Origin of the sequence: Bradyrhizobium sp. LTSP857, from assembly GCF_000938285.1 — a bacterium.
Taxonomy (GTDB): domain Bacteria; phylum Pseudomonadota; class Alphaproteobacteria; order Rhizobiales; family Xanthobacteraceae; genus Bradyrhizobium.
Window position 1 is genome coordinate 16,837 of sequence record NZ_JYMS01000044.1, and the last position, 21,131, is coordinate 37,967.

Genomic DNA, 21,131 nt, shown 5'->3' on the forward strand with positions numbered 1-21,131 from the left:
GCGAATGCCGCTACGTGCTCCCCCTTATGGCCACGGCACAGTCCCTAGTGATGCTTGTACCAACCGTAGTGGTGACCGTTGTTGCCGTCGTTTCCATTTCCGCTATTGCCATTACCGCTATTGCCGGTGCCGCCGCTCCCGTTGCCGGTCGCGCCGGTTCCGCTGCTTCCGCTCCCCGAGCTTCCGCTGGACGCGTCTTTGGTCGAGCCGGCGGTGGTCGCAACTGTGGTCGTCGTGCTTGATGACGTCGTGGTCGCGCTGGCGGCGGAAGTACTACTGCTCACGGTGACCGCTGTTACGGCCGAGCTGTTGGAGGCTGAGGTCGTGGTGCTCGTCGAGCTGTCACTCCACACCGTGGCTGTGCTGGTGCTGGCGTTCGCGTTACGCACCCGGCCCGGCACGACCGCTCCATGGGCGAGACCATTCGTGACCTTGTGGAAGTTCAGCTTGACCTCGCCGAGCGAACTCGAGATGCGCACGACGCCGGCCTTGGGCGCCGGGCCTCCAGCCGCCTGATGCGATTGCGTCGATGCGCCGGCTGCCTTGATCCCCTTGTCGATCGGACCCAGCGCGTGAATCGCATGGCCGTTCGTCGCATCGCGCGGCGTCGACAGTCCGGATTTCGGCACGGGGATCCGCTCGATCGTCGACGCGCGCGGCTTGCCCTGCTCGATCGGATTGAACGTACCGGCGCCGCTCAGGCTGAGACCCGGCTTGCCGTGCTCAAAGGCCGTGGCCGCCTGCCCCGGCATCACCTGGGCGACCTGGCCTGTCTTGAAATCGGAGACTTCGACCTGGCCGCGGAGCACGCCGACCTTGGTGCTACCCGCATTCACGGTGACGCTGAACTGCGTCCCCTTGACCACGGCGGCCAGATAGGGCGTCTCGACCTCGAAATGCTTGACGTTGCGCTTCTCGACCTCGAGCAGGATCGAACCGGCCTGCTGAATGATGGTGGTCGAAAGGCCCTCCTTCTTCTCGGCCGGCAGGCCGACCACCGAGTTGGGCGAGATCAGGATCGTTTCCTCGCCGCGGACGAGCAGCACCCGACCGTTGCGCCCGGTGCGAATGGTATCGCCGGGCTTGAGCGCTTCCTCCTGGTTCAACGACGCCTGCTGTGCGCCGTCGGTTGCAACCCACACCTCGCCCGACGCCTTGCTTACCGACCAGACGCCCTCATCTGCGGCGGACGCGCCGGAAGACGTTCCCAGGATCAGCGCCGCCACGAAGGCGCACCGCATTCCAACTCTGCCGAGCATGACGATCCTCAGTCCGCGTTACAGCCGCAGATGAGGCTAGTCGGAATCACTCAAGATAGAATTAGCCGGAACCAGTAAGTCGGGCGGCCGCATTAACCTTTCATTGACCATAAAAAACTATGAAAAATCATGCGGCTAACGATTCCTTACCTGCTCCGGCGGGCTCCTCAGTTGAACTACGGAGCGCGGCCCTCGCGAGCCATGGCGGGACGGTATCTCGCTGCCGCGTTCGTCCTTCTCGGACCAACATTTACGGGAATTCCGCAAGCACTCGCGCAACAGGCGAACCAGCCCGGATTCGATCCGCGCCAGCCCGAGAAGTATTTTGAAAACCAGTCCGATCAGGAAACGCTGAGCCGCCCCCCGGTCAAGCTGCCGACGATCGGCCAGCCGAACACCGGCGGCGATACCAAGCCGCAATTCGTCCTACGCGGCGTCAACGTCAGCGGCGCTCACGCCATCCCGGGCGATCGCATCGCCGCGGTTTATCAGCCCTATCTCGGCAAGAAGGTCTCGCAAGCCGACCTCGCTGCGATCGCCGGTGCGATCAGCGACCTCTACCGCGCCGACGGCTTCCATCTGAGCCGGGCGATTGTGCCACCGCAAGACATCGCCGATGGCCGCGTCCAGATCCGCGTGATCGAAGGCGCGGTCGTGCAGGCCGACTTGAAGGGCGATGGCGCCGAGCAGTTCGGCGTGAGACCAATGCTCGGGCCGGTTCTCGCCGAGCAGCCGTCCCGTCTGGCGACGCTTGAACGCCAGCTGTTCCTCATCAACGGCAGGCCGGGCGTCCGGATCACCGATACCGCACTGGAAGAGATCGGGGGTCCAACCGGCCGCTTCCGCCTCACCGTCTATTTGAAGACGTGGCACGTTTTCACGTCGTTCGGTTTGGACAATCTCGGATCATCCTCGGTCGGCCCGTGGCAGACCTATGCGACGGGCGCGTTCAACTCCTACCTGACGCCCGGCGATACGCTTGCGGTCAACCTGTCGACCATTGCCAACGACCCGCGTGAGCTCGGCTTCGCTCGGCTGTCCTATGACGCCCCGGTCGGAGTCGACGGCGTGCGCCTTGGTGCTTCCGTGCTCTACAGCGCGGTCCGGCCGGGCGATGCGCGGCGCCTCGACAGCGACATCACCACGACAGAGGCCTTCGAGGTGCGCGCCAGCACCGTGCCGTTCATGTCGCAATGGTCGGCCCTGACGCTGACGCTGGCTGGGACGTTCAGCAACGTCTCTGAGCATGACCTTTACGGCCCCTGGTACAACGACCATATCCGGACCGCGAGCCTGACCGCCGACTACCGGCTCCAGGATCGCTTCGGCGGTACCAACTTCGCGACACTGACCTATCGCCAGGGCCTCGACGTCTTCGGCGCCTCACAATTCAATGACGATCTACTGTCGCGCGACGGCGCCTCCTCGAACTTTTCGGTGCTGAACCTCTGGTTCACACGCTATCAGACGCTCAACGAGGCCTGGTCGCTCAAGTTTTCCGCGGCGAGCCAGACGGCGTCGCGCCCGCTGTTCACCTCGCAGCAATTCTATCTCGGCGGCGCAGCCTTCGGCCGCGGCTACGGAGCAGCGGAGATTAGTGGCGACAACGGTCTTGCCGGCTCGCTCGAGCTGCGCTTCGACCAGAAACTCAATTTCCGCTACTGGAGCGGCTACCAGCTCTACGCCTTCGGCGACGCCGGCGCAGTCTGGAACGACGGCTATCGCCTGAGCGACGGCCTGTCGCTGACGTCAGCAGGCGCCGGCGTGCGGTTCTTCCTCTGGGATGATGTCCAGGCCGATTTCGGCGTCGCCGTGCCGCTGAGCTACCGGGCGCCGGACAATGAGCGCCGCAGCCCGCGCTTCCTGTTCACGCTCTCGAGCGCCTTCCGGCTCTGTCCGGAACGCGGCAAGGCCAACTGCCTCTAGCCGTCCGGCTCGGCGCTGCGCGCCCGCATGTGGCCCTTTATGGGACCCTGCTCACAGACTTGCCTAAATTTAATCCCGTAGGATGCTCACGATCGCTCGATCCGGGAGTTCCTAATGACCATCTTCAGTCAAAAGTGATTGAGACGGAACCATGAAGAGGGTGTTCGCAATTCTGGCTTTTCTCTGCGTCCTTGGGGCGGGCCAGTACATCGTCGTGAGCAAGTTCGCGATCCGTCACGAGGTGGTAACCTTGTACGACGCCGCGCGCCAGCGGCCGATCTCGGTCGAGATCGCGGTGCGGCGCGACTACGAGACCAAGGCCAATCTCGGCCTCTGGAAGCTTCCGATCGCCATCATCAGCAACGGCAATACGGTCAAGGCCACCGAGTATTCCTTCCTCGCCAACGTCATCGCCGCGCGTGGCTATCTCGTCGCCAGCATCCAGCAGGACTTGCCGAGCGATCCGCCGTTGATGACTCATGTCGGCCAGCCCTATGTCGGCCGGCGCGAAGTCTATATCCGTTGCGAGGCCAATATTCTCTTCGTGCTGAACGAGCTGAAGGGGCGGCAGGAGAACGCCGACTACGATCACATCACACTGGTCGGTCATTCCAACGGCGGCGACGTCTCCATGTATGTTGCCCGTCAGCATCCCGAGCTGGTGTCGAAGGTGATCACGCTCGACAATCTCCGGGTACCGTTCGTGCTCAGCGACCGCATGAAGATCCTGTCATTCCGCTCAAAGGACCCGAACTTCGTGACCGATCCCGGCGTGCTGCCGACACCGGAACAGGCCAAGGCGCGCGGCATCGACATCGTCCATACCGGTGCGCAGCACACCGAGATGAGCGATCGCGGGCCCGACTCGGTCAAGGAGAAGATCCAGGCGACACTCGATCGCTTCCTGCGCGACAGCGCCAGTAGCTCGCTCGCGCCGGCCGATACGACGAGCCCGATGATCATGAACCCCGGCGATTACTAGCCGGGAACGCTTTGCGCCCACTCCGCAAAATGCAAATCCCTGCCGGACGAACCGACAGGGATCAGCAGAAAGGATGATGGACGGCGAATGAGATCATCCGGTGGCCCATCATGGACCTGCACCGGAATTGAAATGCGCATCGCACCGCCGTGCAAGATCAATTTGTAAGCAGACGGCTGCGCCTTGCATACTCAGGACTTGCCCTTCCCCGGCTGCATGAAGTTGCCGGTCATCTGGCGCATGTGATCCCCGGCGTTGGTGAACTGGCTGCGCAGGAATTCGGACTGGATCCGCATGGCTTCCTGAAGGTCGGTTGCGTGCACGAGCTTGCGCGCGTGCTCGAATGCCGCCTTCATGTTCTGCTCGGTGAAAGCGAGCGCCTGCTTGGACACGTCCGCGCCGGCCCCCGGGACCGACGACACGGACTTGGTGGCGGCATCGAAAAACATGCCGAATGCCTTCTCCGCCTGGTCAATCGTCTTTTCGGCCAGGTCGCGCAGTTCGGCCGGAACTTCGAGCTTCGGTTCGATCATGGTCGCACTCCTCCCTCTTTTTCCCATGATTATCACACTTGTCGCACCGCCTTCCAGCGGCCAGACGCCGGTCACGGCCGCCACCGGGCGGTCCCTCTTCGGCCGGAAAGATGGACAAAGTGTAATGCGGGCGCGCAGTCCGGCTCAAGACAACGGATGTTCGGGGAGGGTTTCGTCGGTGACGAGGTCTTCGACGAGCTTGATGACCTCAAAGCGCTGCCGGGGCGCGAGCTTGAGAAAGGCGCGCAGCAAGCGCAGACTTTCGACGGTACTGTTCGCGGGCGCGCCAAGCTTGAGATGCAGTTCAGCCGCGAAATTGAGGTTTTTCATCTCGCACCTATGACACCGATCGGCCTTCGTGGTCGGACGTCGGGGTCCAGAACGAGAACTGGACCCTGGACGGACTCGGCCCGACCCGAGAAGTTGCAATTATGCCAAGGAACAACCCTTCGGGCAAGCCAAACCGTATGACTTAGCGATGCTTCGTCGGCATCGCACCACGGCAATTCCGGATAACAGGAATATGCGCAGCCGTCACCCGCCTGCGTCAAGAAGCAGCATCACTCAGGACCGCTGTCAATTAGCACAGCGTTTCGCGTTGTTTCCGATGTGAACGGAGATTGGCAGCGCGGACTAGCGCTTTTTCAACGGATACACGTAATCGTTGAGTCCGACCTCAGCGGTTGTATCGTTCCCGTCACATGAACCGCGGTTCAATATCCTGCGACCAAGCGGGTGCGTAACGGCCACGCAGATCACGGGCGCCATGGCTGATGGACACTTCGATTCGGGCGCGCGTCAGCACCAAAGGACGACGGCATGCTTTCTCGCTGCGATCTCATCAAGGGCGCCGCGGTTGCGCTTCTCACCCTCTCCATACAAGGCGCATGGGCGCAGGAGACCAAGATGAACCTGTTCAAGATCGTCACCGTCAAGGACGAGATCATCATCGGTTTGTCGCCCGAGGAGCTCCAGGCGCTCGGCGGCAGTGATGCAAGCGCGGTTGCGCATGCGCTGGCGCAGAAAGGCGATCTCACCGTCTGGCAGTACAACGTGCATCGTGGCCAGAACGGCGAATTGCAGCAGGCGCCGACCGCCAAGATCGGGCTGCTCGCCAACGCCTCGCTCCGCGTCGAGCCCTACACCACTCCCTACCAGGTCATGCCGCATCCGTAAGGGACCGCGGCGGCACGCCGGCGACGAAGATCGCCGGCGTACTCATGTCATCGACGCAGCCCTGAGCGCTGCACCGAGGCCTCCGTCGCAAAACCGTAGATCAGCGCCAGCCGGTCGAGGCATTCGCGAAAGCGCCGGGCGAAATAATCGTTCCAGCGCTGGGTGCGGACGGCGCGGCACTGCCCGATCTGATCCATGGTCAGGCCGAGTACCAGCACGTCATGCACCAGCACCGCACCGTCGGTGCCGAGTTCGCGCTCGATTCGGTTCAGTCGCAGCACCGCCTGGCGCTGGCTCTCGGTGACGGGCTCGCGGGAGCGTGCGCCGTCGACATATTCGCGGGTTGGATCCGCCGCCTGAGGCCCACGCTCCGCCCTCTCCCAGTCGTTCTGGTAGGCGCGACCGCCCCGATATTGCGCCTCGTCGATCTGGTGATGCGAATGCAGCCGGCCGAGCGGATCGTTGCGGATCGACCGCATGGCCACGATCTTCTCGTCCGGATCGAGCGCCAGGGGATTGTCGACCTCAACCTCCGCCACCGCGGCATTGAACGGCAGGTCCCGCGACCGCCGGTCGTGAAGCTTGGCCAATTTGTAGGACATGTTACGTCTGACACGTGCCACTCGGAGACTCCTTGCGAAACTGACGTTGGAATGAATGGCTGGGCCGCGCGCCCATCAGGCAGCGGAGACCAGCCTCAGCGCGACGCCGCCGGCGGCGCGGCCCGAAGCGGGTCCGGGACTGCGGGTCACGCGCGCATGCGGCGCGCAATAGCTTGAGCCGGGCAGCCGCGGATGGCCGCAGAAGGCGATCTCCTCGCCTTCCTTGTCGCCGCCATAGGGATAGCGGCAGTCATCTCGTTCGAGCTCGACGAGCGGGATCAAGCGCGGCCGGACACCGACGCAGCGCAACTTGACCGGTTTGGCCGGCTTCAGCGCCGATTGCGGCGGCAGGTTCAGGTACGGCAATGCTGCACGGCGCGTCGAGAGCAGACCGGGCTCACCAGGTAAGGACGGCACGATCGACGGACTCATCATCCGTACCGGCGCGGCGAGCCCGAGCCGCTTGGCGCGGCCGACTACTGCATTGCGCGAGTAAGCCGTTCCAAACCTTGCGTTAATCTCCCTTCCGATCTCCGCATAAGACATCCCTGTGAGAAAATAGTCGCGAAGCGCGTCGGAGTGCTCCGACGACCAATGGCCCGGTTCCATGCTGCTGTCCTGTGATGCGCCTCCGCCGATCGCACGATCCGGAGGCAGGACAAATATTCCGGTATTCCGAAGCAAAAGTCAAGCGCGAATTCTGATATTCATAATTGCATCAATTCCGAATTTCGGATTACAAGAGGCGAGACGATGGACAATCGAGGGAATCACGATGTTGGACGCTGCAATGATCGAGCGAGGCCTGGAGAAGACGGGCAAGAGCAAGGGCGGGCTGGCCGCAGCGATGGGCGTGCGCCCGGGTGCGGTGTCGGAAATCCTTGGTGGCGAACGCCTGGTGAAAGCCTCGGAAATCGTTCCAATCATGGAATATCTTGAGCTGAACCTCGCGCCGATCATGGGCCGTGTCGGCGCCGGCGCCGTGATCGAGCCGGATTTCGAGCAGGTTCCTCCGGAGGGGCTCGGCGACATCGCGCTGCCCTTCCCGATCATGGAAGAGACTGTCGCCTTCGAGATCGTCGGCGATTCGATGCTGCCCAAATACGAGAGCGGCGACGTGATCGTGGTCTACAAGGACCAGCGCCATCCGCTGTCAAGCTTCTACGGCGAAGAGGCCGTGGTCCGGCTCAAGACCGGCGAGCGCTATCTGAAGACCATCGAGCGAGGTAAATCTCCCTCCGTCGTCAATCTCAACAGCTTCAACGCCAAGCCGATCGTCGGCGTCAAGCTCGACTGGGTCGGGGAGATTTGCCTCTCGATGCCCAAGGGCCAGCTCGAGCGCCTGCGCGCCAAGTCGGCCCGTCCCCGAAAGAAAAACAGGTAGGCGCGTCGGCGCCGATTTCTGATTTTTGAAAATCGATCGTGACTTAATTCCGTTTTTCGGAAATACTCTGCCGCGCTCCGACCATATGGCGCGGCAGGATCGTTTCATGCAGTATTTCGTCGTGATGATCGACTACGGGCGGCGCGGCCGCGAGGCGATCGTTGACCCCGAAATCACCCGACGCGAGGTCATCTCCCGCGTGGCCTCGGGTGAATATCAGAACATCTCGTTCATCCACGAGATCGTAGAGAGTTCGGTCGAGGATGTGACCGAGGCAGTCCTGACTGAGGCCGCCCTCCCCCAAATCCCGCCTGACGAAGTCGATCTCCAGGCGACCCATCTCGATCATGCCCACGACCTGCGCAAGCATGAACGGACGTGACGCAGGCCCAAAGCCCAGTTCCGATAGGATCGGAACTGGGCTTTGGATTTTTGTTTTGACGCGTTTTCTTTAGGCGAATCGGCATCCACTTCGCTCGAAAACGCTCTCGTGAGCCTGCGCCACCGTCCGGCCGGAGATCACACCGTGAGAACAGTCGATCCCGTGGTCTTGCGCGCGGCAAGATCGGCGTGCGCCTTGGCGGCGTCCTTCAGCGGATAGGTCTGGTGCACCTCGATCTTGACTGCGCCGGACTTGACGACGTCGAACAGCTCACCCGCCATCGCGACAAGGCTCTCGCGCTTGGCAGCATAGGTGAACAGCGTCGGACGGGTGACGTAGAGCGAGCCCTTCTGCGCCAGCAGGCCGAGATTGAGCGGCTCGACAGCGCCCGAGGACGCGCCGAACAATGCAGCGACGCCGAGCGGCGCGAGGCAATCCAGCGACTTCAGGAACGTATCCTTGCCCACGGAATCATAAACAACCGGCACCTTCTTCCCGCCGGTAATCTCATCGACGCGCTTCACGAAATCCTCGCGGCTGTAGATGATGACGTGGTCGCAGCCATGTGCCTTGGCGAGCTTTGCCTTCTCGTCGCTGCTCACCGTGCCGATCACGGTCGCACCGAGATGCTTGGCCCACTGGCTCAAGATCAGGCCGACGCCGCCGGCTGCCGCATGTAGCAGGATGGTGTCGCCGGCTTTCACCCGATAGGTCTGCCGGATCAGATATTGGGTGGTGAGCCCCTTGAGCATCATCGCCGCCGCAGTCTTGTCGTCGACACCGTCAGGCAACTTGAGCAGCCGGTCGGCGGGGATTAGCCGTGCCTCGGAATAGGCGCCGAGCGGTGAAGCGCCATAGGCGACGCGATCGCCCGGCTTCACGTCGGTGACACCGGGCCCAACCTCCTCGACGACACCCGCCGCCTCGCTGCCGAGCCCACTCGGCAATTGCGCCGGATACACACCCGAGCGGTTATAGATGTCGACGAAGTTGAGACCGACGGCGGTGTGACGGATACGCGCTTCGCCAGGTCCGGGCTTGCCGACGCTGACCTCCTCCCACACCAGGACTTCCGGACCGCCGGTCTTGTGAAAACGAATGGCATGCGTCATGGGCTTTGCTCCCTTATCGTTGCAGTGAAGGTCCGAGAAACCGGATCGGCCTGTGAAATAGGCATTTGGTCCGCCCGTTACAGTACAGAGACGTAACAAGAATGTCACAGCGAACGACAAACCCGCGCCGTTCCGCCTCTGTTCGAAAGAGTTGATGACGGCGCTGGCGCCACCGGCAGTAGCCTCTGCGCGGGGATTGGTGGTCGCCTGCGAAGGAGAGCCGAGATGCCAGCTTATGTACAGCATCATCAGGATATCGAAATCGCGCCTGTGATTTGCCCCACCTGTATGGGGTTCCTGCCGATGTACGTGCGCGAGGTCGAGCCGCATTGGAGCCTTGCCAAAATCGACTTCGTCTATGAATGCGTCGATTGCGGCGCCGAGGTCAGACAGACCATCCGGAAGCCGGAGCTGCTGCAGCACTGACCGCACATCGGTCATCGCTTAAGTATTTGCGCTGAACGGAAAAAGCGACCGTTCGCGCGGGTCAGGCCCGTCCCAGACGAGGCTTGTTCTTTGCCAGGAACGCAGGCAGAACAGGCCTCAAGCAAGACCTTTGGGAGCGCCCTTTCGTGGCTGATCAGAAGCCCTCGACAGCGATCGAGGCAGTGGAGAGCGGCCTCGCCGCGCAAGGCTATATCGCGAGCCGGCAGATCGCGACCGCCGTCTATTTGTCGCAACAAATCGAGAAGCCGATCCTGGTCGAAGGCCCCGCGGGCGTCGGCAAGACCGAGCTTGCCAAGGCGATTGCCGCCTGGCGTGGCATGGAGATGATCCGCCTGCAATGCTACGAAGGCCTCGACGAAGCCAAGGCGCTTTACGAGTGGAAATATGCCAAGCAGCTTCTCTACACCCAGATCCTGAAGGACAAGCTCGGCGAAGTCCTTGGCGGCGCGCAGACGCTGCACGATGCACTCAATCAGCTCCACGATTTCGGCGACGTGTTCTTCTCCAAGGAGTTCGTCGAGCCGCGCCCCCTGCTCCAGGCGCTAGAGCAGCCGGGCGGCTGCGTGCTCCTGATCGACGAGATCGACAAGTCGGATGCTGAATTTGAATCGCTGCTGCTGGAAATCCTGTCCGACTTCCAGGTGACGATCCCAGAGCTCGGCACCATCTCGGCGATCACCCCGCCGACAGTGATCCTCACCTCCAACAGCGAACGCGATCTTGGCGACGCCCTGAAGCGGCGCTGCCTGCATCTGCATATCGGCTTCCCCGAGCAGCGGCTGGAGGAGCGCATCGTCGAGAGCCGCGTGCCGAACATTTCGCAGACGCTGCGCCGGCAGATGGTCGGCTTCATCCACGAGATCCGTTCGCTGGATCTGAAAAAGCTGCCCTCGGTCAGCGAGACCATCGATTGGGCGCGTGTGCTGGTGCTCTTGCAGGCCTCCGAGCTCGACACCGAGATCGTCAAGGATACGCTCAACGTGCTGCTGAAATACGAGGCTGACATCGAAGCCGCGTCGCCCCAGATTACGACCTTCATTGCCAAGTCAGCGCGATCCAACGTCTTCGGTTGACGCCGATGCGCGAGAATATCCATCGTTTCTTTCGGGCGGCGCGCGGCGCCGGCGTCCATGTTTCGCCTGCTGAAAGCATCGATGCGATGCGCGCGGTCGCAGAGGTCGGCGTGTCCGACCGCGCCATCCTGCGCGATACCCTTCTTCTGACACTCGCCAAGTCGCAGGACGAGAAACTCGCGCTCGGCGACTGCTTTGATCTGTTCTTCAGCCAGCCGGAGCCGCGGCAGGAACAGCCTGAGGCCGACCGCGACGATAGTCCGCAGGATGCGGACCAATCGCCCTCGTCGGGTGCGGCCAGCGAAGCGGGCGGAGGTCCACCGCCCGAGGAACTAGGCTCGCTTGCCCAGATGCTGCTGTCGCAGGATCGCAACGCGATTGCCGCCGCGATCGCCGGCGCTGCGGGCGCCGCGTCCCTGTCCGACATCCGCTACTCGACCCAGCGCGGAATCTTCGCCAGCCGAATCCTCGACGCCATGGGCCTTCAGCGCCTGCGCGACGATCTCGACGAACTGACAGTAACCAACCCGGCACTCGCCGAGCGCCTGCGCGCCGCGCTCGACGCGCTGCGCGAGGCGGTGCGCGATACCGTCGCGCAGGGACTTGCGCTTTATGCCCGCGAAGAGGCCGAAAACCTCCGCAACGAGATCCTGCGCAATGCCCCGCTCGCGCGCATCGAGCGGCGTCAGGTCGCGGAGATGCGCGCGCTGATCCGCCAGATCGCGCGGCGCCTGCGCGAGCGCTATTCGAAACCGCGCAAGCGCCAGCGCCGCGGCCATCTCGACGTGCGCCGCACGCTGCGCCGCAACGCCGCCTGGGGCGGCGTGCCCTTCCTCACCGCGTGGAAGCGCAAGCACCGCGACCGGCCCAGGATCGTGGCGATCTGCGACGTCTCCGGCTCGGTTGCACAGGTCTCCGACTTCTTCCTGCTCCTGATCCACTCGCTGCACGAAGTGGTCGACGACGTCCACTCCTTCGCATTCTCGTCGCACCTGATTGAAGTCAGCGACATCCTGGAATCGAAATCGCCCGAAGAGGCCATGGCCGAGATCATGTCCAAGGTCGGCTTCGGTTCGTCCGACTACGGCTCTTCGCTGGTCGATTTCGAGAAGGAGTTCATGAGCACGCTGACGCCGCAGACGACAGTGATCGTGCTCGGCGATGCCCGCAGCAACAATCTCGACCCGCGCGCCGACATCCTGCGCCGCATCTCCGAACGCTCGAAGCGGCTGGTCTGGCTCAACCCCGAAGGACGGCTCGCCTGGGGCTTTGGCGATTCCGAGATGCCGCGCTACGCGACATTTTGCAGCGTGGTGCGTCAATGCGCGACCGCGCAGCAGCTGGAGCGCGCGGTGTCCGATATCGTGGCGACCTATCAGTAAGAAGTGATCGCAATCGCGTCAGGCGGCGTTCAGCTCGGTCTTAACGAACTCGCCCTTGGCGAGATTGCACTCGCGAAAGTGATACGCGATTTCGTCGAGCGCGCGCTGTTCCCATGCCTCGGCTTGCGCAAGCCAGAACACCCGGCGCTCGGAATCCAGCGCGGCGCGCTCTCGGCAGAGGAATTCCTGACTACGAATTTCGACCAGCCTGTTCATGCACTCACACTCCTGTTGTGTGAAGCCATTCCCCGGAATCAGCGTAACAGAGTCCGAAACCCTTGGCCTCAAGATTTCTGTGCATATTGCGACGCAGAATGGGACAGAGGTGCTTCCCGTGCATTGCGGTAGTCGACGTCGCACGATCAAGAGCAAATCATCAATTAGTGATCCGCGATCGGGACGATATTCGTGCCTGAGCGATCTTAACTGTTGTGACGCAACGGTGTGCGGCAATTTGTGAAGAGACGTTCTAAACAGCTCACCGGATTCCGGACTCATTGTCGTCGCATGGTCTTCATGCAGCGCCGTTAACAGGGGCGCACGAACGGTACTATCACTTGAGGCAACATGAGCAACGATTTCGACTTCGATCTTTCACCGGACCAGTGGGAAACGCTGCGCGCGCTTCGCAATCCGGTGTCGAACGGTCGCCTCTCGAAGGCTTATGTCGTCGAAAGCCTGGTCAAGCTCGGCCTTGTTGTCGTCACTGACGGTGTGCCCGCGATGACACCGGCCGGGCGAAAGGCGCTGGTGCGCGGATCGTGCAGATTGCTGGATCTCGCGGCGTAGCGCGACTATCAAAATATCTGAGCGATCACGATCGCGTAAGCGATGAACACGACACCGAGTCCCCACACCATCGCCGGAATCTGCGACCGCCGGCCGACCGTCACTTCCAAGGCGATATGGCTCAGTGTGCCCAAAGCCATACCGTTGATGAGGTTATTGGTCAGCACGGTGACGAGCAGCGTCAGCACGATCGGAACCGCATTGACGAGATCGGTCATGTCGATGCGGGCAAGCCCCTGCATCATCAACACACCGACGAGCACCAGCGCGGGTGCGGTCGCTTGTGGCGGGATGATGACGAAGATGGGCCAGAAGAAAAGTGCGAGGAAGAAGAACCCAGCAACGGTCAGCGAGGTCAGGCCGGTGCGTCCGCCGGCCTGCACGCCGGTGATGGACTCGATGTAGGCCGTGACGACAGAGGTGCCGAGCAGCGGACCGACGATGGATGCCGTCGCATCGGTAGCAAACGCCGCGGTGGCATTTGGGATCGAACCGTCGGGCTTGCGCAGATTGGCGGCCCCCGTGACGCCAATCAGCGTGCCAAGCGTCGAGAAGAATTCGGCGCACAGGAAGTAGAACAGAAGCGGCAGCGCCACGACGAAATGGCTGAAGAGATAGCCGACATCGAGTGCCATGAAGGTGCTGGTCGGCCAGCGCGGCCACGCCATGATGGCTGATGGCACCGACGTCACCATCTTGCCGTTGGCGCCTGGAACGAAGAAGCCGATCAAGGTCAGCAACGCGATCGACAAGATCAGCGCCGCCGGTGCCCGGCGCACCACCAGCACCGGCGTGAGCAGGAGGCCAAACAGCGTCAGCAGCACAGGCGGGCTGCGCAGGGATCCCATAGCGATGTAGGTCGACGGGTTCTGGACCACGAAGCCGGCGCCCCGTAGCGCAATGAAGACGATCAGGGTACCGACTGCCGCCTGGATACCGATCTTCAGCGCTTCCGGAACATCCTTCGCGACTTTTTCGCGCAGCTTCGACAGGCTGAGAATCAAAAACAACACGCCGGTGAAGGCGACCATCGCGAGCGCACCTTGCCAGGGCACGCCCATTTGCTTGACGATGACATAGGTGAAGATGACGTTCGATCCCATCGCCGGCGCGACCGCGAGCGGCAGATTGGCCCACAGCCCCATCATCACCGAGCCCAGAATCGCGGCGAGTGCCGTGGCGCTGACGAGATCCGCGCGATCCATTCCGGCATTGGACATGATGGCCGGGTTCACGGCGATGATATAGGCCATCGCCGCGAACGTAGTCGCGCCAGCCGTCACCTCGCGGCCGACACTGGTGCCACGCTCGGTGAGGCAAAAGATGCGATCGAGCCGTCCCGCGGCCGCGTGCGGCGCCGGCTCTGCGGAGGCGGCTTGCGGCTTCGTCATCTCGTTCATCCCTGTCCTCCCCCTACCAGACCACCGGGTGCGCTTCGCCGGTCTGCACATTGATGAAACCAAGCGGCGCCTGCTCGCACGGCGCCACCAGCACCCAACTCCAGGGCGCGCAGGTCAGCGTCGCGAACATCAGGCGCTCCGGAAATCCGGGATACCAGCGCGGCCGGAAGGTTGGTTCATACATCCAGTCCACTTTGCGGCCCTCTGCATAAAGCGCTTGCATCTCGGCATCGAGCGCCTGCGCCGAGCGACAGCTCATCAATCCGCCAACCTCGAAGCGCACGGTGGCGACGAGCTCGCCTTCGCGCACCAGAGCCCATCCGCCCTGACGTTCGACCAGCGCGTTCACGGCCTTGGCCATCGCGGCGTCGGACGAGCCGACCACCCAGATGTTGTGCTTGTCGTGTGCGACCGAGCAGGCAAGCGCAGTGTCTGGCGTGCGCGGTCCACAGCCGCGCCAGAACATTTTTGCAACCCGGCCGTCGCCGGAGAAACGATCGACGATGGCAAACTTGGTGATGGCCTCGCTCTCATCGCGCTGCACGGCGCCGTCACGCACCGGCAGTTCGAGGGTGTAGAACTCCGGATGCCAATGGAACGGGCGGATCACCGCGGCCTTCATCGTGGTGCGACCAGGTTGGGCCGGCAGCTCGAAGTCCTCGGACTGGATCTCGCGTTTTACATTCACCGTCCTGGTCGCCCAATCGGGCCAGGAGATTTCGGGAACCTTGCCCAGGTAGCGTTTGCCTTCGGACACCTGCGCGCCATCGGCCCAGACCTCGGCGATGGTCAGCTTGGCGACATCCGAGAGCAGCACGACATCGCCGAAACGCCCAGGGGCGAGACTGCCGACGAACGGCGTGATGCGCATGTGCCGCGCGGGATTGATGGTGAGACACTGGATCGCGACTTCCGGCGCGAGACCGGCTTCGATCGCGACCCGCGCGTTGTGATCGCTGGCGCCGAGCTCGAGCGTATGGCTGGCGCTGCGGTCGTCGGTGGTGAAGGCGATCTGCGACCAGTCCTGCAAGCCCTTGGCGAGCAGCCATTTGACGATCTCGTCCATGGCGTAGACGCGCAACTCGATGAAGAGACCGCGGGTGAGCTTGTCCCAGGTCTCCTCTGGCGTCTGTACCTCATGGTCGGAGGCGAGCCCGGCCGCCGCAAAGGCGTTGATGGATGGCAGGTCCCGTAGACCGGAGCCATGGCCTTCGACGACGCCGCGGGCCGCGAACGTGGCCTCGATCATGCCCCATAGCCGCTTGTAGGACGGATTGTCGGGATTCCAGACCGCCGGCCAGTCCATCACTTCGTCGAGCCCAGTGACCATCAGGCTCTCGCTCATGAAGCTCGCCTGCTCCTCGTGGCCATACCAGCCGCCGCCCCACTCATAGGCCGTGGGCGGCACCGCCGAGCCGGGTTGCGGAAAGATCTTCAGCGGCGATCCGCGACGGCGTGCCTCGAACCAGAATTCGAGATTGCGTGCGCCGTTGACGTTGGAGAATTCGTGGCTCGCCTCGCAGGTCCAGGTATTGCCATGCGGCAGCACCAGCGCCGCCTCCCATTCCGGCGTCAGATGCGAGCTTTCGATATGCTTGTGCACTTCACCGAAGCCTGGCACGGCCGCAAGATCCGGCCGATGCACGCGTTCACGGACCTCGCCGGGATAAGTGCCGGCAGGCCCGATCCAGGCGATGCGCCGGCCCTTGAAAACAATCTCCTGGTCCTCGCTCCAGGTGCGGCTGTGCACGTCGAGCAACTTGCCGACCCGCAAGGAACGATCGGCCGGGCGGCGGCCGAGCGCCGTCAGCACCAGATCCTGACGGATAAGAACCTCGTCGGGCGCGTTGATCAGGAGATCGTCGGGTATCGCGTTCATCGCCTTCCCCCCTCTACGCCTGCTCTTTCGCAGCCGTGCTTCGCTTGCGCGGCGATTTGCCGGTCTTGCCGCTGCGGGCCGCAGCGGCATCGCGCTGACGGACGTCCTTCAAGAGCGTCGTGAGCGCCCACTCGATCGCGTCGGCGATCTCGGCGCTGGACATGCCAAAGTCCTCGCGCATCGCATTCCAGGCCAGCACATTGTTGAGATAAGACGCGACCGCCTCTGCCTGGCGGACTTCCTTCGCGGGGAGATGCCGCACCAGCGGCGCCATCGCCTTGTGATGCTGGTCTATCAGGTGCCGCCGGAAGCCGGCGCGCACCCGCCGGCCCGCCCGCGTCATCGCAATGGCGCGCGCCAGATGTGGATGGCGATCGAACCGCTTGCACAGCTTGCGGAAGATATCCGGCAGCTCGTCGGGCGACGTAAAGGGAATATAGCTGAAGACATTGTCTTCGATCCATTCGCCGGCCGCCGCAAACAGCTCCGCGCGGGTCTTGAAGTGCCGATAAATGGTTCGTTCAGCCACCTTCGCGCGCTTGGCCACCGCGGCAATGGAGATGTCGTCAGCCGCCTCGTCCTCCAGCGTCTCGACAAAGGCGGCAATGATGCGCTGCCGCGTCATCTCGGCATATTCGTCGCGAAGGCTGGCGATATGTCGCTTTGCTGTACTCATGTCATAAGTCTGACACCAGACGATTTGGATGGTCAAGCCGAGTCTTGAGGCACGCGGCGCTGCAACAATGGGCGTCGGCATGCTTCGGGGACGACCGACGGTCCGCGCAGGCACGGTCGACTTCGCCTGCCAGCCTGAAAAATGGACTTTTGCATGCCGCCAAAATCGGATTTGCTCGTCCGCGAACGAATAGCGCGCAGCGGCGCCGCGCGGACGGCAAGGGAGCAGATCATGAACGGACTTGGCGGATTGAACAAATCGCCTGAGGGCGTGGTCATCGGGCTCGTGCAGTTGCAACTGCCGAACGTCGTGACCCGGGCCGATCTCGCAAAGCAGACCGAGCGCATCGTCTGGATGGTCGGCAAGGCCCGCCGCAATCTCTCCACCATGGATCTGGTGGTGTTCCCCGAATATTCGCTGCACGGCCTCTCGATGGACACCAACCCCGAGATCATGTGCCGGCTCGACGGGCCCGAGGTCGCGGCGTTCAAGAAAGCCTGCACCGACAACAAGATCTGGGGCTGCTTCTCCATCATGGAGTTCAACCCGCACGGCAATCCCTACAATTCCGGCCTGATCATTGACGACCACGGCGAGATCAAGCTCTACTACCGCAAGCTCCATCCCTGGATTCCGGTCGAGCCGTGGGAGCCTGGCGACATCGGCATTCCCGTAATCGAGGGGCCGAATGGCGCGAAGATCGCGCTGATCATCTGCCATGACGGCATGTTTCCGGAGATGGCGCGGGAATGCGCCTACAAGGGCGCGGAGATCATGATCCGCACCGCCGGCTATACCGCGCCGATCCGCGAATCCTGGCGCTTCACCAATCAGGCCAATTCGTTCCAGAACCTGATGGTGACCGCGAATGTCTGCATGTGCGGCTCTGACGGCTCGTTCGATTCCATGGGCGAAGGCATGATCGTCAATTTCGACGGAAGCGTGCTCGCGCACGGCACCAATGGCCGCGCCGATGAGATCATCACCGCCGAGGTGCGGCCAGATCTGGTGCGCGAGGCCCGCATCAATTGGGGCGTCGAGAACAACATCTACCAGCTCTGGCACCGCGGCTATGTCGCCGTGAAGGGCGGCGCGATGGACTGCCCCTACACCTTCATGCAGGACATGGTCGCCGGCACCTTCCGCCTGCCGTGGGAAGATCAGGTCAAGGTCACCGACGGGACGTCCTGTGGCTTCCCGGCGCCGACGCGGATGTTCGGCAGGACCGCGAAAGCGGCCGAATAGGCCATTTTCGGCAAATCCCGCGACATTCTGGCACGGTTGTTGCTCCTTTTTGCCGTTCAGGACGTCGTTGAAACGGGGGAGTCACCATGTCGACCATTGCCGCGGCCCCGGCCGCCGAGCGCAAGCCGCTCTACACTTCGCTGTTCGTCCAGGTTCTGGCAGCGCTGATCCTTGGCATCATTCTCGGCGTAGCCACGCCGGATTTCGCCATCAGCCTCAAGGTCCTCAGCGACGCCTTCCTGAAGCTGATCTCGATGATCGTGGCGCCGATCGTGTTCTGCGTCGTCGTGCACGGCATTGCCGGCGCCGGCGACCTCAAGAAGGTCGGCCGGGTCGGCGTCAAGGCGCTCCTCTATTTTGAGGTGATGACCACCGTGGCGCTCGTGGTCGGGCTCATCCTCGCCTACATCTTCGGCCCCGGCCACGGCATGAACATCGATACGTCGACGCTGGATGCCAAGGCGCTCAACACCTACGCCGACAACGCCCACAAGCTGCAAGGCGCGGGCGTCGGCGCTTTCTTGCTCAACGTGATCCCCAGCACTTCGTTCGATGCGCTGTCGCGCAACGACGTGCTCCAGGTGCTGTTCTTTGCGATCCTGTTCGGTGTCGGCCTCGCGCTGGTCGGGGGCGAGAAGGGCAAGCTCATCACCTCGATCATCGACGCCGCCTCGACCGTGCTGTTCCGAGTCATGGGGCTTATCGTTCGCGTCGCACCACTTGGCGTGCTCGGCGCGGTCGCCTACACCGTCGGCAAATACGGCATCGGCTCGCTGAAGCAGCTCGTCTCACTGGTGATGCTGTTCTACGTCTCGGTCGGCATCTTCGTGCTCGGCGTGCTCGGCAGCGTGATGGCGCTCGCCGGAATCAACATCCTCAAGTTCCTCTCCTACCTGCGCGAAGAGCTGACCATCGTGCTCGCGACCGCGTCCTCCGACGCCGTGCTGCCGCAGATCATGAAGAAGCTGGAGCGGATGGGCGTGAAGGATTCCGTCGTCGGACTCGTGATTCCGACCGGCTATTCCTTCAATCTCGACGCCTTCTCGATCTACCTGACGCTGGCCGTCGTGTTCATCGCGCAGGCGACCAACACGCCGCTGTCGTTCGGCGATCTCCTGCTGGTGCTCGGCGTGTCCCTGATCACGTCGAAAGGCGCGCATGGCGTGCCGGGCTCGGCGATCGTGATCCTGGCTGCAACACTGAACGCCGTGCCGAGCATTCCCGCGATCGGCCTCGTGCTGGTGCTCTCGGTCGACTGGTTCATCGGCATGGCCCGCGCCATGGGCAACCTCATCGGCAATTGCGTGGCGACTGTCGTTGTCGCCGCCTGGGAGGGCGACCTCGACCGCGCCAAGGCGGCCAAGGTGCTCGAAGGCGGCGAGCTGGTCGACGTGACGGCGGGGTAGCGTTCGCGGGTCAATCATTCCAATGGAGCAAGGGCGTTCCAAACGCCCTGCTCCAGACGGACAAGAAACGCGGAAACCAGGAGTGCGCCACGGCGCCCTTGTAGGCCCAGGTGCGATATTTCAGCCCCTGTTCCGACAACAGTTCCTGATATCCGCCGTGGACCTCGGTCGATGTTTGAATGTCCTTCAATATTCCCTGGGCGTAGGCACGATAGGTATCGCTCCCCGAGAATTCATCGAAGTCCAGCATGCGATCGGCAAATTCGACATTGAATGTCGGCCAGGAAGAACGACCCTGGTAGGCAGGCGCCGCAATCTTGTGAATCATCTTGTTGCGCGGATTATCCGCAGACACCAGAAAGTGGGATGTTCCGGGTATGCGAAACCGCGGCTCGGCGATGACCAAATCCGTCGTGACCGCGAACAGCGCACGCTCGCTAGCCTCGCTCAGATCCCAAAATCCGCGATGCACGCTGACGAAATCCAGGGCAATGGACGATGTCGGCGACCCCGTCGGGCCATCCAGGGAATGCCTGACATAACCGTCCTTGCCGAACAGTCGGAGAAGCTCTTGCTTGTACTGTGAGAGTTCGCGCCCGAGCAGACGCTTCAGCTCGTTCTCGTCGACGACACCGAGTTGCACGCCCCACGCAAATGTCGTGTAGACGCAGGCATTGGTGACAAAACGCCTGCGCTCGGCCCGGGTGTCAGTTGCCGCAGAACGAGGCGCGTTGACATCGCAAAGTAGATACCTGGCGCCGTCATGATCGAACGGCTCGAGTTCGCCGGCGAGCTGCAATATCGCCCGTTTCAGGTCGACGCCATATTCGGCCAGCAACAGACGGCCGGCATGCGCGCATTGCGACATCGCCAGATAGGACGACGCTCTCTGGTCGGCAGAAATCATCTGCTGAAGACCGGCAAGAATGCCGAGCAGCGTATCCGAGGGGCGCGAGAAATAGTTCACGCCAAGATACAGGCCGCGTCCCGCCGGAACGATGGTCGTCGTGACGACGTTGGCGCGAACCGCCTCCAGCAAGAGACGGACGCTCTTTTCGAGCAGCCGGGCCCGCCGGACCGCGTCCTGCGCATCCATGATGGTCGCGGGGTCGAGGACGTCGGGATAGAACCAGGCGAAGTCGCGCGGGTAATATGCGGATGCGTGCGGCGCCCCCGTGACGAGAAAGGACTCAGTCACCGAAAAAGCGCTGTCCATCGAGTGCCGGTAAAGGTCCTCGATGGCCGACGATACATGATGCGGCTTTCTCAGGAATCGATCGCCGAGAAAATTGACCGCCTGAAGGGCGTTGGCGACGAAGGTCGCCGTCAAGCCCTGGTAAAACCGGTTATCGCGATGGGATGAAAAAGGGATGTCGCTGTTCATGTGCGTCGTCGAATGATGTCTCGTGATCGCGGCGGTGAGCCGTCACTATTCTAGACCTGCCTGATTCGTATCTCTACCCGGTGACTTGCGGGCC

Annotated in this window: 22 protein-coding genes; 11 read left to right on the forward strand and 11 right to left on the reverse strand. The window is 62.6% G+C overall.

The window, feature by feature from the left end; all coding sequences use genetic code 11:
• Positions 1-44: 44 nt before the first annotated feature.
• Positions 45-1,259, reverse strand: coding sequence for a FecR family protein (locus UP06_RS26800; protein ID WP_045006682.1), 1,215 nt, complete (start codon positions 1,257-1,259; stop codon positions 45-47).
• A gap of 201 nt (positions 1,260-1,460) precedes the next feature.
• Between UP06_RS26800 and UP06_RS26805 the strand changes: the two genes are divergently transcribed.
• The gene (locus UP06_RS26805) at positions 1,461-3,185 is read left to right on the forward strand and encodes a ShlB/FhaC/HecB family hemolysin secretion/activation protein (protein WP_502691606.1); all 1,725 of its coding nucleotides are present in this window, start codon (positions 1,461-1,463) and stop codon (positions 3,183-3,185) included.
• 151 nt (positions 3,186-3,336) lie between these two features.
• Positions 3,337-4,167, forward strand: coding sequence for an alpha/beta fold hydrolase (locus UP06_RS26810; RefSeq protein ID WP_045006684.1), 831 nt, complete (start codon positions 3,337-3,339; stop codon positions 4,165-4,167).
• Between the two features lie 191 nt (positions 4,168-4,358).
• Here the strand turns inward: UP06_RS26810 and UP06_RS26815 are convergent, their stop codons facing one another.
• Together UP06_RS26815 and UP06_RS26820 are read right to left on the reverse strand one after the other, a co-directional pair.
• A complete protein-coding gene (locus UP06_RS26815; RefSeq protein ID WP_045006685.1) occupies positions 4,359-4,700 on the reverse strand; it encodes a phasin in 342 nt (113 codons plus the stop codon).
• Between the two features lie 144 nt (positions 4,701-4,844).
• Positions 4,845-5,030, reverse strand: coding sequence for a hypothetical protein (locus tag UP06_RS26820; RefSeq protein WP_045006686.1), 186 nt, complete (start codon positions 5,028-5,030; stop codon positions 4,845-4,847).
• 489 nt (positions 5,031-5,519) lie between these two features.
• Between UP06_RS26820 and UP06_RS26825 the strand changes: the two genes are divergently transcribed.
• A complete protein-coding gene (locus tag UP06_RS26825) occupies positions 5,520-5,876 on the forward strand; it encodes a hypothetical protein (RefSeq protein WP_045006687.1) in 357 nt (118 codons plus the stop codon).
• 47 nt (positions 5,877-5,923) lie between these two features.
• On the opposite strand, the gene UP06_RS26830 is transcribed toward UP06_RS26825, so the two are convergent.
• Both UP06_RS26830 and UP06_RS26835 read right to left on the reverse strand, forming a co-directional pair.
• Positions 5,924-6,499 carry a hypothetical protein gene (locus UP06_RS26830; protein ID WP_045006688.1) on the reverse strand — a complete coding sequence of 192 codons (576 nt, stop codon included), beginning with the start codon at positions 6,497-6,499 and terminating at the stop codon, positions 5,924-5,926.
• 54 nt (positions 6,500-6,553) lie between these two features.
• The gene (locus UP06_RS26835) at positions 6,554-7,087 is read right to left on the reverse strand and encodes a GcrA family cell cycle regulator (protein ID WP_045006689.1); all 534 of its coding nucleotides are present in this window, start codon (positions 7,085-7,087) and stop codon (positions 6,554-6,556) included.
• 166 nt (positions 7,088-7,253) lie between these two features.
• Here UP06_RS26835 and UP06_RS26840 point away from each other — a divergent pair, with 166 nt between their 5' ends.
• Both UP06_RS26840 and UP06_RS26845 read left to right on the forward strand, forming a co-directional pair.
• Positions 7,254-7,862, forward strand: coding sequence for a S24 family peptidase (locus UP06_RS26840; protein WP_045006690.1), 609 nt, complete (start codon positions 7,254-7,256; stop codon positions 7,860-7,862).
• 106 nt (positions 7,863-7,968) lie between these two features.
• Positions 7,969-8,244 (forward strand): hypothetical protein, encoded by a 276-nt coding sequence (locus UP06_RS26845; RefSeq protein WP_045006882.1) that lies wholly within the window; start codon positions 7,969-7,971, stop codon positions 8,242-8,244.
• A gap of 137 nt (positions 8,245-8,381) precedes the next feature.
• Here the strand turns inward: UP06_RS26845 and UP06_RS26850 are convergent, their stop codons facing one another.
• Positions 8,382-9,356, reverse strand: a complete 975-nt coding sequence (locus UP06_RS26850; RefSeq protein WP_045006691.1) for a quinone oxidoreductase family protein — start codon at positions 9,354-9,356, stop codon at positions 8,382-8,384.
• Between the two features lie 225 nt (positions 9,357-9,581).
• Between UP06_RS26850 and UP06_RS26855 the strand changes: the two genes are divergently transcribed.
• From UP06_RS26855 to UP06_RS26865, 3 genes are all read left to right on the forward strand, one after another.
• Positions 9,582-9,782 carry a hypothetical protein gene (locus UP06_RS26855; protein WP_045006692.1) on the forward strand — a complete coding sequence of 67 codons (201 nt, stop codon included), beginning with the start codon at positions 9,582-9,584 and terminating at the stop codon, positions 9,780-9,782.
• A 146-nt stretch (positions 9,783-9,928) separates the two neighbouring features.
• A complete protein-coding gene (locus UP06_RS26860; RefSeq protein WP_045006693.1) occupies positions 9,929-10,876 on the forward strand; it encodes an AAA family ATPase in 948 nt (315 codons plus the stop codon).
• 5 nt (positions 10,877-10,881) lie between these two features.
• Complete coding sequence (locus UP06_RS26865; RefSeq protein ID WP_045006694.1) at positions 10,882-12,258, forward strand: vWA domain-containing protein; 1,377 nt, start codon at positions 10,882-10,884, stop codon at positions 12,256-12,258.
• Positions 12,259-12,276: 18 nt separating this feature from the next.
• Here the strand turns inward: UP06_RS26865 and UP06_RS26870 are convergent, their stop codons facing one another.
• Entirely contained in the window at positions 12,277-12,474 is a 198-nt protein-coding gene (locus UP06_RS26870) for a hypothetical protein (RefSeq protein ID WP_045006695.1), read from the reverse strand.
• 351 nt (positions 12,475-12,825) lie between these two features.
• Between UP06_RS26870 and UP06_RS26875 the strand changes: the two genes are divergently transcribed.
• Positions 12,826-13,047, forward strand: a complete 222-nt coding sequence (locus UP06_RS26875) for a hypothetical protein (RefSeq protein WP_045006696.1) — start codon at positions 12,826-12,828, stop codon at positions 13,045-13,047.
• Positions 13,048-13,055: 8 nt separating this feature from the next.
• Here UP06_RS26875 and UP06_RS26880 read toward each other — a convergent pair whose 3' ends face one another.
• From UP06_RS26880 to UP06_RS26890, 3 genes are read right to left on the reverse strand one after another with little or no spacing between them, the layout of a single operon-like run.
• Entirely contained in the window at positions 13,056-14,447 is a 1,392-nt protein-coding gene (locus UP06_RS26880) for an NCS2 family permease (protein ID WP_045006697.1), read from the reverse strand.
• Positions 14,448-14,460: 13 nt separating this feature from the next.
• Complete coding sequence (locus UP06_RS26885) at positions 14,461-16,326, reverse strand: adenine deaminase (RefSeq protein WP_045006698.1); 1,866 nt, start codon at positions 16,324-16,326, stop codon at positions 14,461-14,463.
• Positions 16,327-16,339: 13 nt separating this feature from the next.
• Positions 16,340-17,002, reverse strand: a complete 663-nt coding sequence (locus UP06_RS26890) for a TetR/AcrR family transcriptional regulator (RefSeq protein WP_045006699.1) — start codon at positions 17,000-17,002, stop codon at positions 16,340-16,342.
• Between the two features lie 231 nt (positions 17,003-17,233).
• Here UP06_RS26890 and UP06_RS26895 point away from each other — a divergent pair, with 231 nt between their 5' ends.
• Positions 17,234-18,247, forward strand: coding sequence for a formamidase (locus tag UP06_RS26895; protein WP_045006883.1), 1,014 nt, complete (start codon positions 17,234-17,236; stop codon positions 18,245-18,247).
• Positions 18,248-18,333: 86 nt separating this feature from the next.
• Positions 18,334-19,653, forward strand: coding sequence for a dicarboxylate/amino acid:cation symporter (locus tag UP06_RS26900; RefSeq protein WP_045006700.1), 1,320 nt, complete (start codon positions 18,334-18,336; stop codon positions 19,651-19,653).
• Positions 19,654-19,663: 10 nt separating this feature from the next.
• Here UP06_RS26900 and UP06_RS26905 read toward each other — a convergent pair whose 3' ends face one another.
• Positions 19,664-21,037, reverse strand: coding sequence for a hypothetical protein (locus tag UP06_RS26905; RefSeq protein ID WP_045006701.1), 1,374 nt, complete (start codon positions 21,035-21,037; stop codon positions 19,664-19,666).
• Positions 21,038-21,131 lie beyond the last annotated feature (94 nt).

What these genes read in the sequence shown, in the direction of transcription:
- UP06_RS26835 (WP_045006689.1), bottom strand. Translation starts at nt 7,087, where the DNA reads ATGGAACCGGGCCATTGGTCGTCGGAGCACTCCGACGCGCTTCGCGAC.
- UP06_RS26810 (WP_045006684.1), top strand. Translation starts at nt 3,337, where the DNA reads ATGAAGAGGGTGTTCGCAATTCTGGCTTTTCTCTGCGTCCTTGGGGCG.
- UP06_RS26855 (WP_045006692.1), top strand. Translation starts at nt 9,582, where the DNA reads ATGCCAGCTTATGTACAGCATCATCAGGATATCGAAATCGCGCCTGTG.
- UP06_RS26895 (WP_045006883.1), top strand. Translation starts at nt 17,234, where the DNA reads ATGAACGGACTTGGCGGATTGAACAAATCGCCTGAGGGCGTGGTCATC.
- UP06_RS26850 (WP_045006691.1), bottom strand. Translation starts at nt 9,356, where the DNA reads ATGACGCATGCCATTCGTTTTCACAAGACCGGCGGTCCGGAAGTCCTG.
- UP06_RS26885 (WP_045006698.1), bottom strand. Translation starts at nt 16,326, where the DNA reads ATGAACGCGATACCCGACGATCTCCTGATCAACGCGCCCGACGAGGTT.
- UP06_RS26805 (WP_502691606.1), top strand. Translation starts at nt 1,461, where the DNA reads ATGGCGGGACGGTATCTCGCTGCCGCGTTCGTCCTTCTCGGACCAACA.
- UP06_RS26905 (WP_045006701.1), bottom strand. Translation starts at nt 21,037, where the DNA reads ATGAACAGCGACATCCCTTTTTCATCCCATCGCGATAACCGGTTTTAC.
- UP06_RS26880 (WP_045006697.1), bottom strand. Translation starts at nt 14,447, where the DNA reads ATGAACGAGATGACGAAGCCGCAAGCCGCCTCCGCAGAGCCGGCGCCG.
- UP06_RS26865 (WP_045006694.1), top strand. Translation starts at nt 10,882, where the DNA reads ATGCGCGAGAATATCCATCGTTTCTTTCGGGCGGCGCGCGGCGCCGGC.
- UP06_RS26820 (WP_045006686.1), bottom strand. Translation starts at nt 5,030, where the DNA reads ATGAAAAACCTCAATTTCGCGGCTGAACTGCATCTCAAGCTTGGCGCG.
- UP06_RS26875 (WP_045006696.1), top strand. Translation starts at nt 12,826, where the DNA reads ATGAGCAACGATTTCGACTTCGATCTTTCACCGGACCAGTGGGAAACG.
- UP06_RS26840 (WP_045006690.1), top strand. Translation starts at nt 7,254, where the DNA reads ATGTTGGACGCTGCAATGATCGAGCGAGGCCTGGAGAAGACGGGCAAG.
- UP06_RS26870 (WP_045006695.1), bottom strand. Translation starts at nt 12,474, where the DNA reads ATGAACAGGCTGGTCGAAATTCGTAGTCAGGAATTCCTCTGCCGAGAG.
- UP06_RS26845 (WP_045006882.1), top strand. Translation starts at nt 7,969, where the DNA reads ATGCAGTATTTCGTCGTGATGATCGACTACGGGCGGCGCGGCCGCGAG.
- UP06_RS26890 (WP_045006699.1), bottom strand. Translation starts at nt 17,002, where the DNA reads ATGAGTACAGCAAAGCGACATATCGCCAGCCTTCGCGACGAATATGCC.
- UP06_RS26800 (WP_045006682.1), bottom strand. Translation starts at nt 1,259, where the DNA reads ATGCTCGGCAGAGTTGGAATGCGGTGCGCCTTCGTGGCGGCGCTGATC.
- UP06_RS26825 (WP_045006687.1), top strand. Translation starts at nt 5,520, where the DNA reads ATGCTTTCTCGCTGCGATCTCATCAAGGGCGCCGCGGTTGCGCTTCTC.
- UP06_RS26900 (WP_045006700.1), top strand. Translation starts at nt 18,334, where the DNA reads ATGTCGACCATTGCCGCGGCCCCGGCCGCCGAGCGCAAGCCGCTCTAC.
- UP06_RS26815 (WP_045006685.1), bottom strand. Translation starts at nt 4,700, where the DNA reads ATGATCGAACCGAAGCTCGAAGTTCCGGCCGAACTGCGCGACCTGGCC.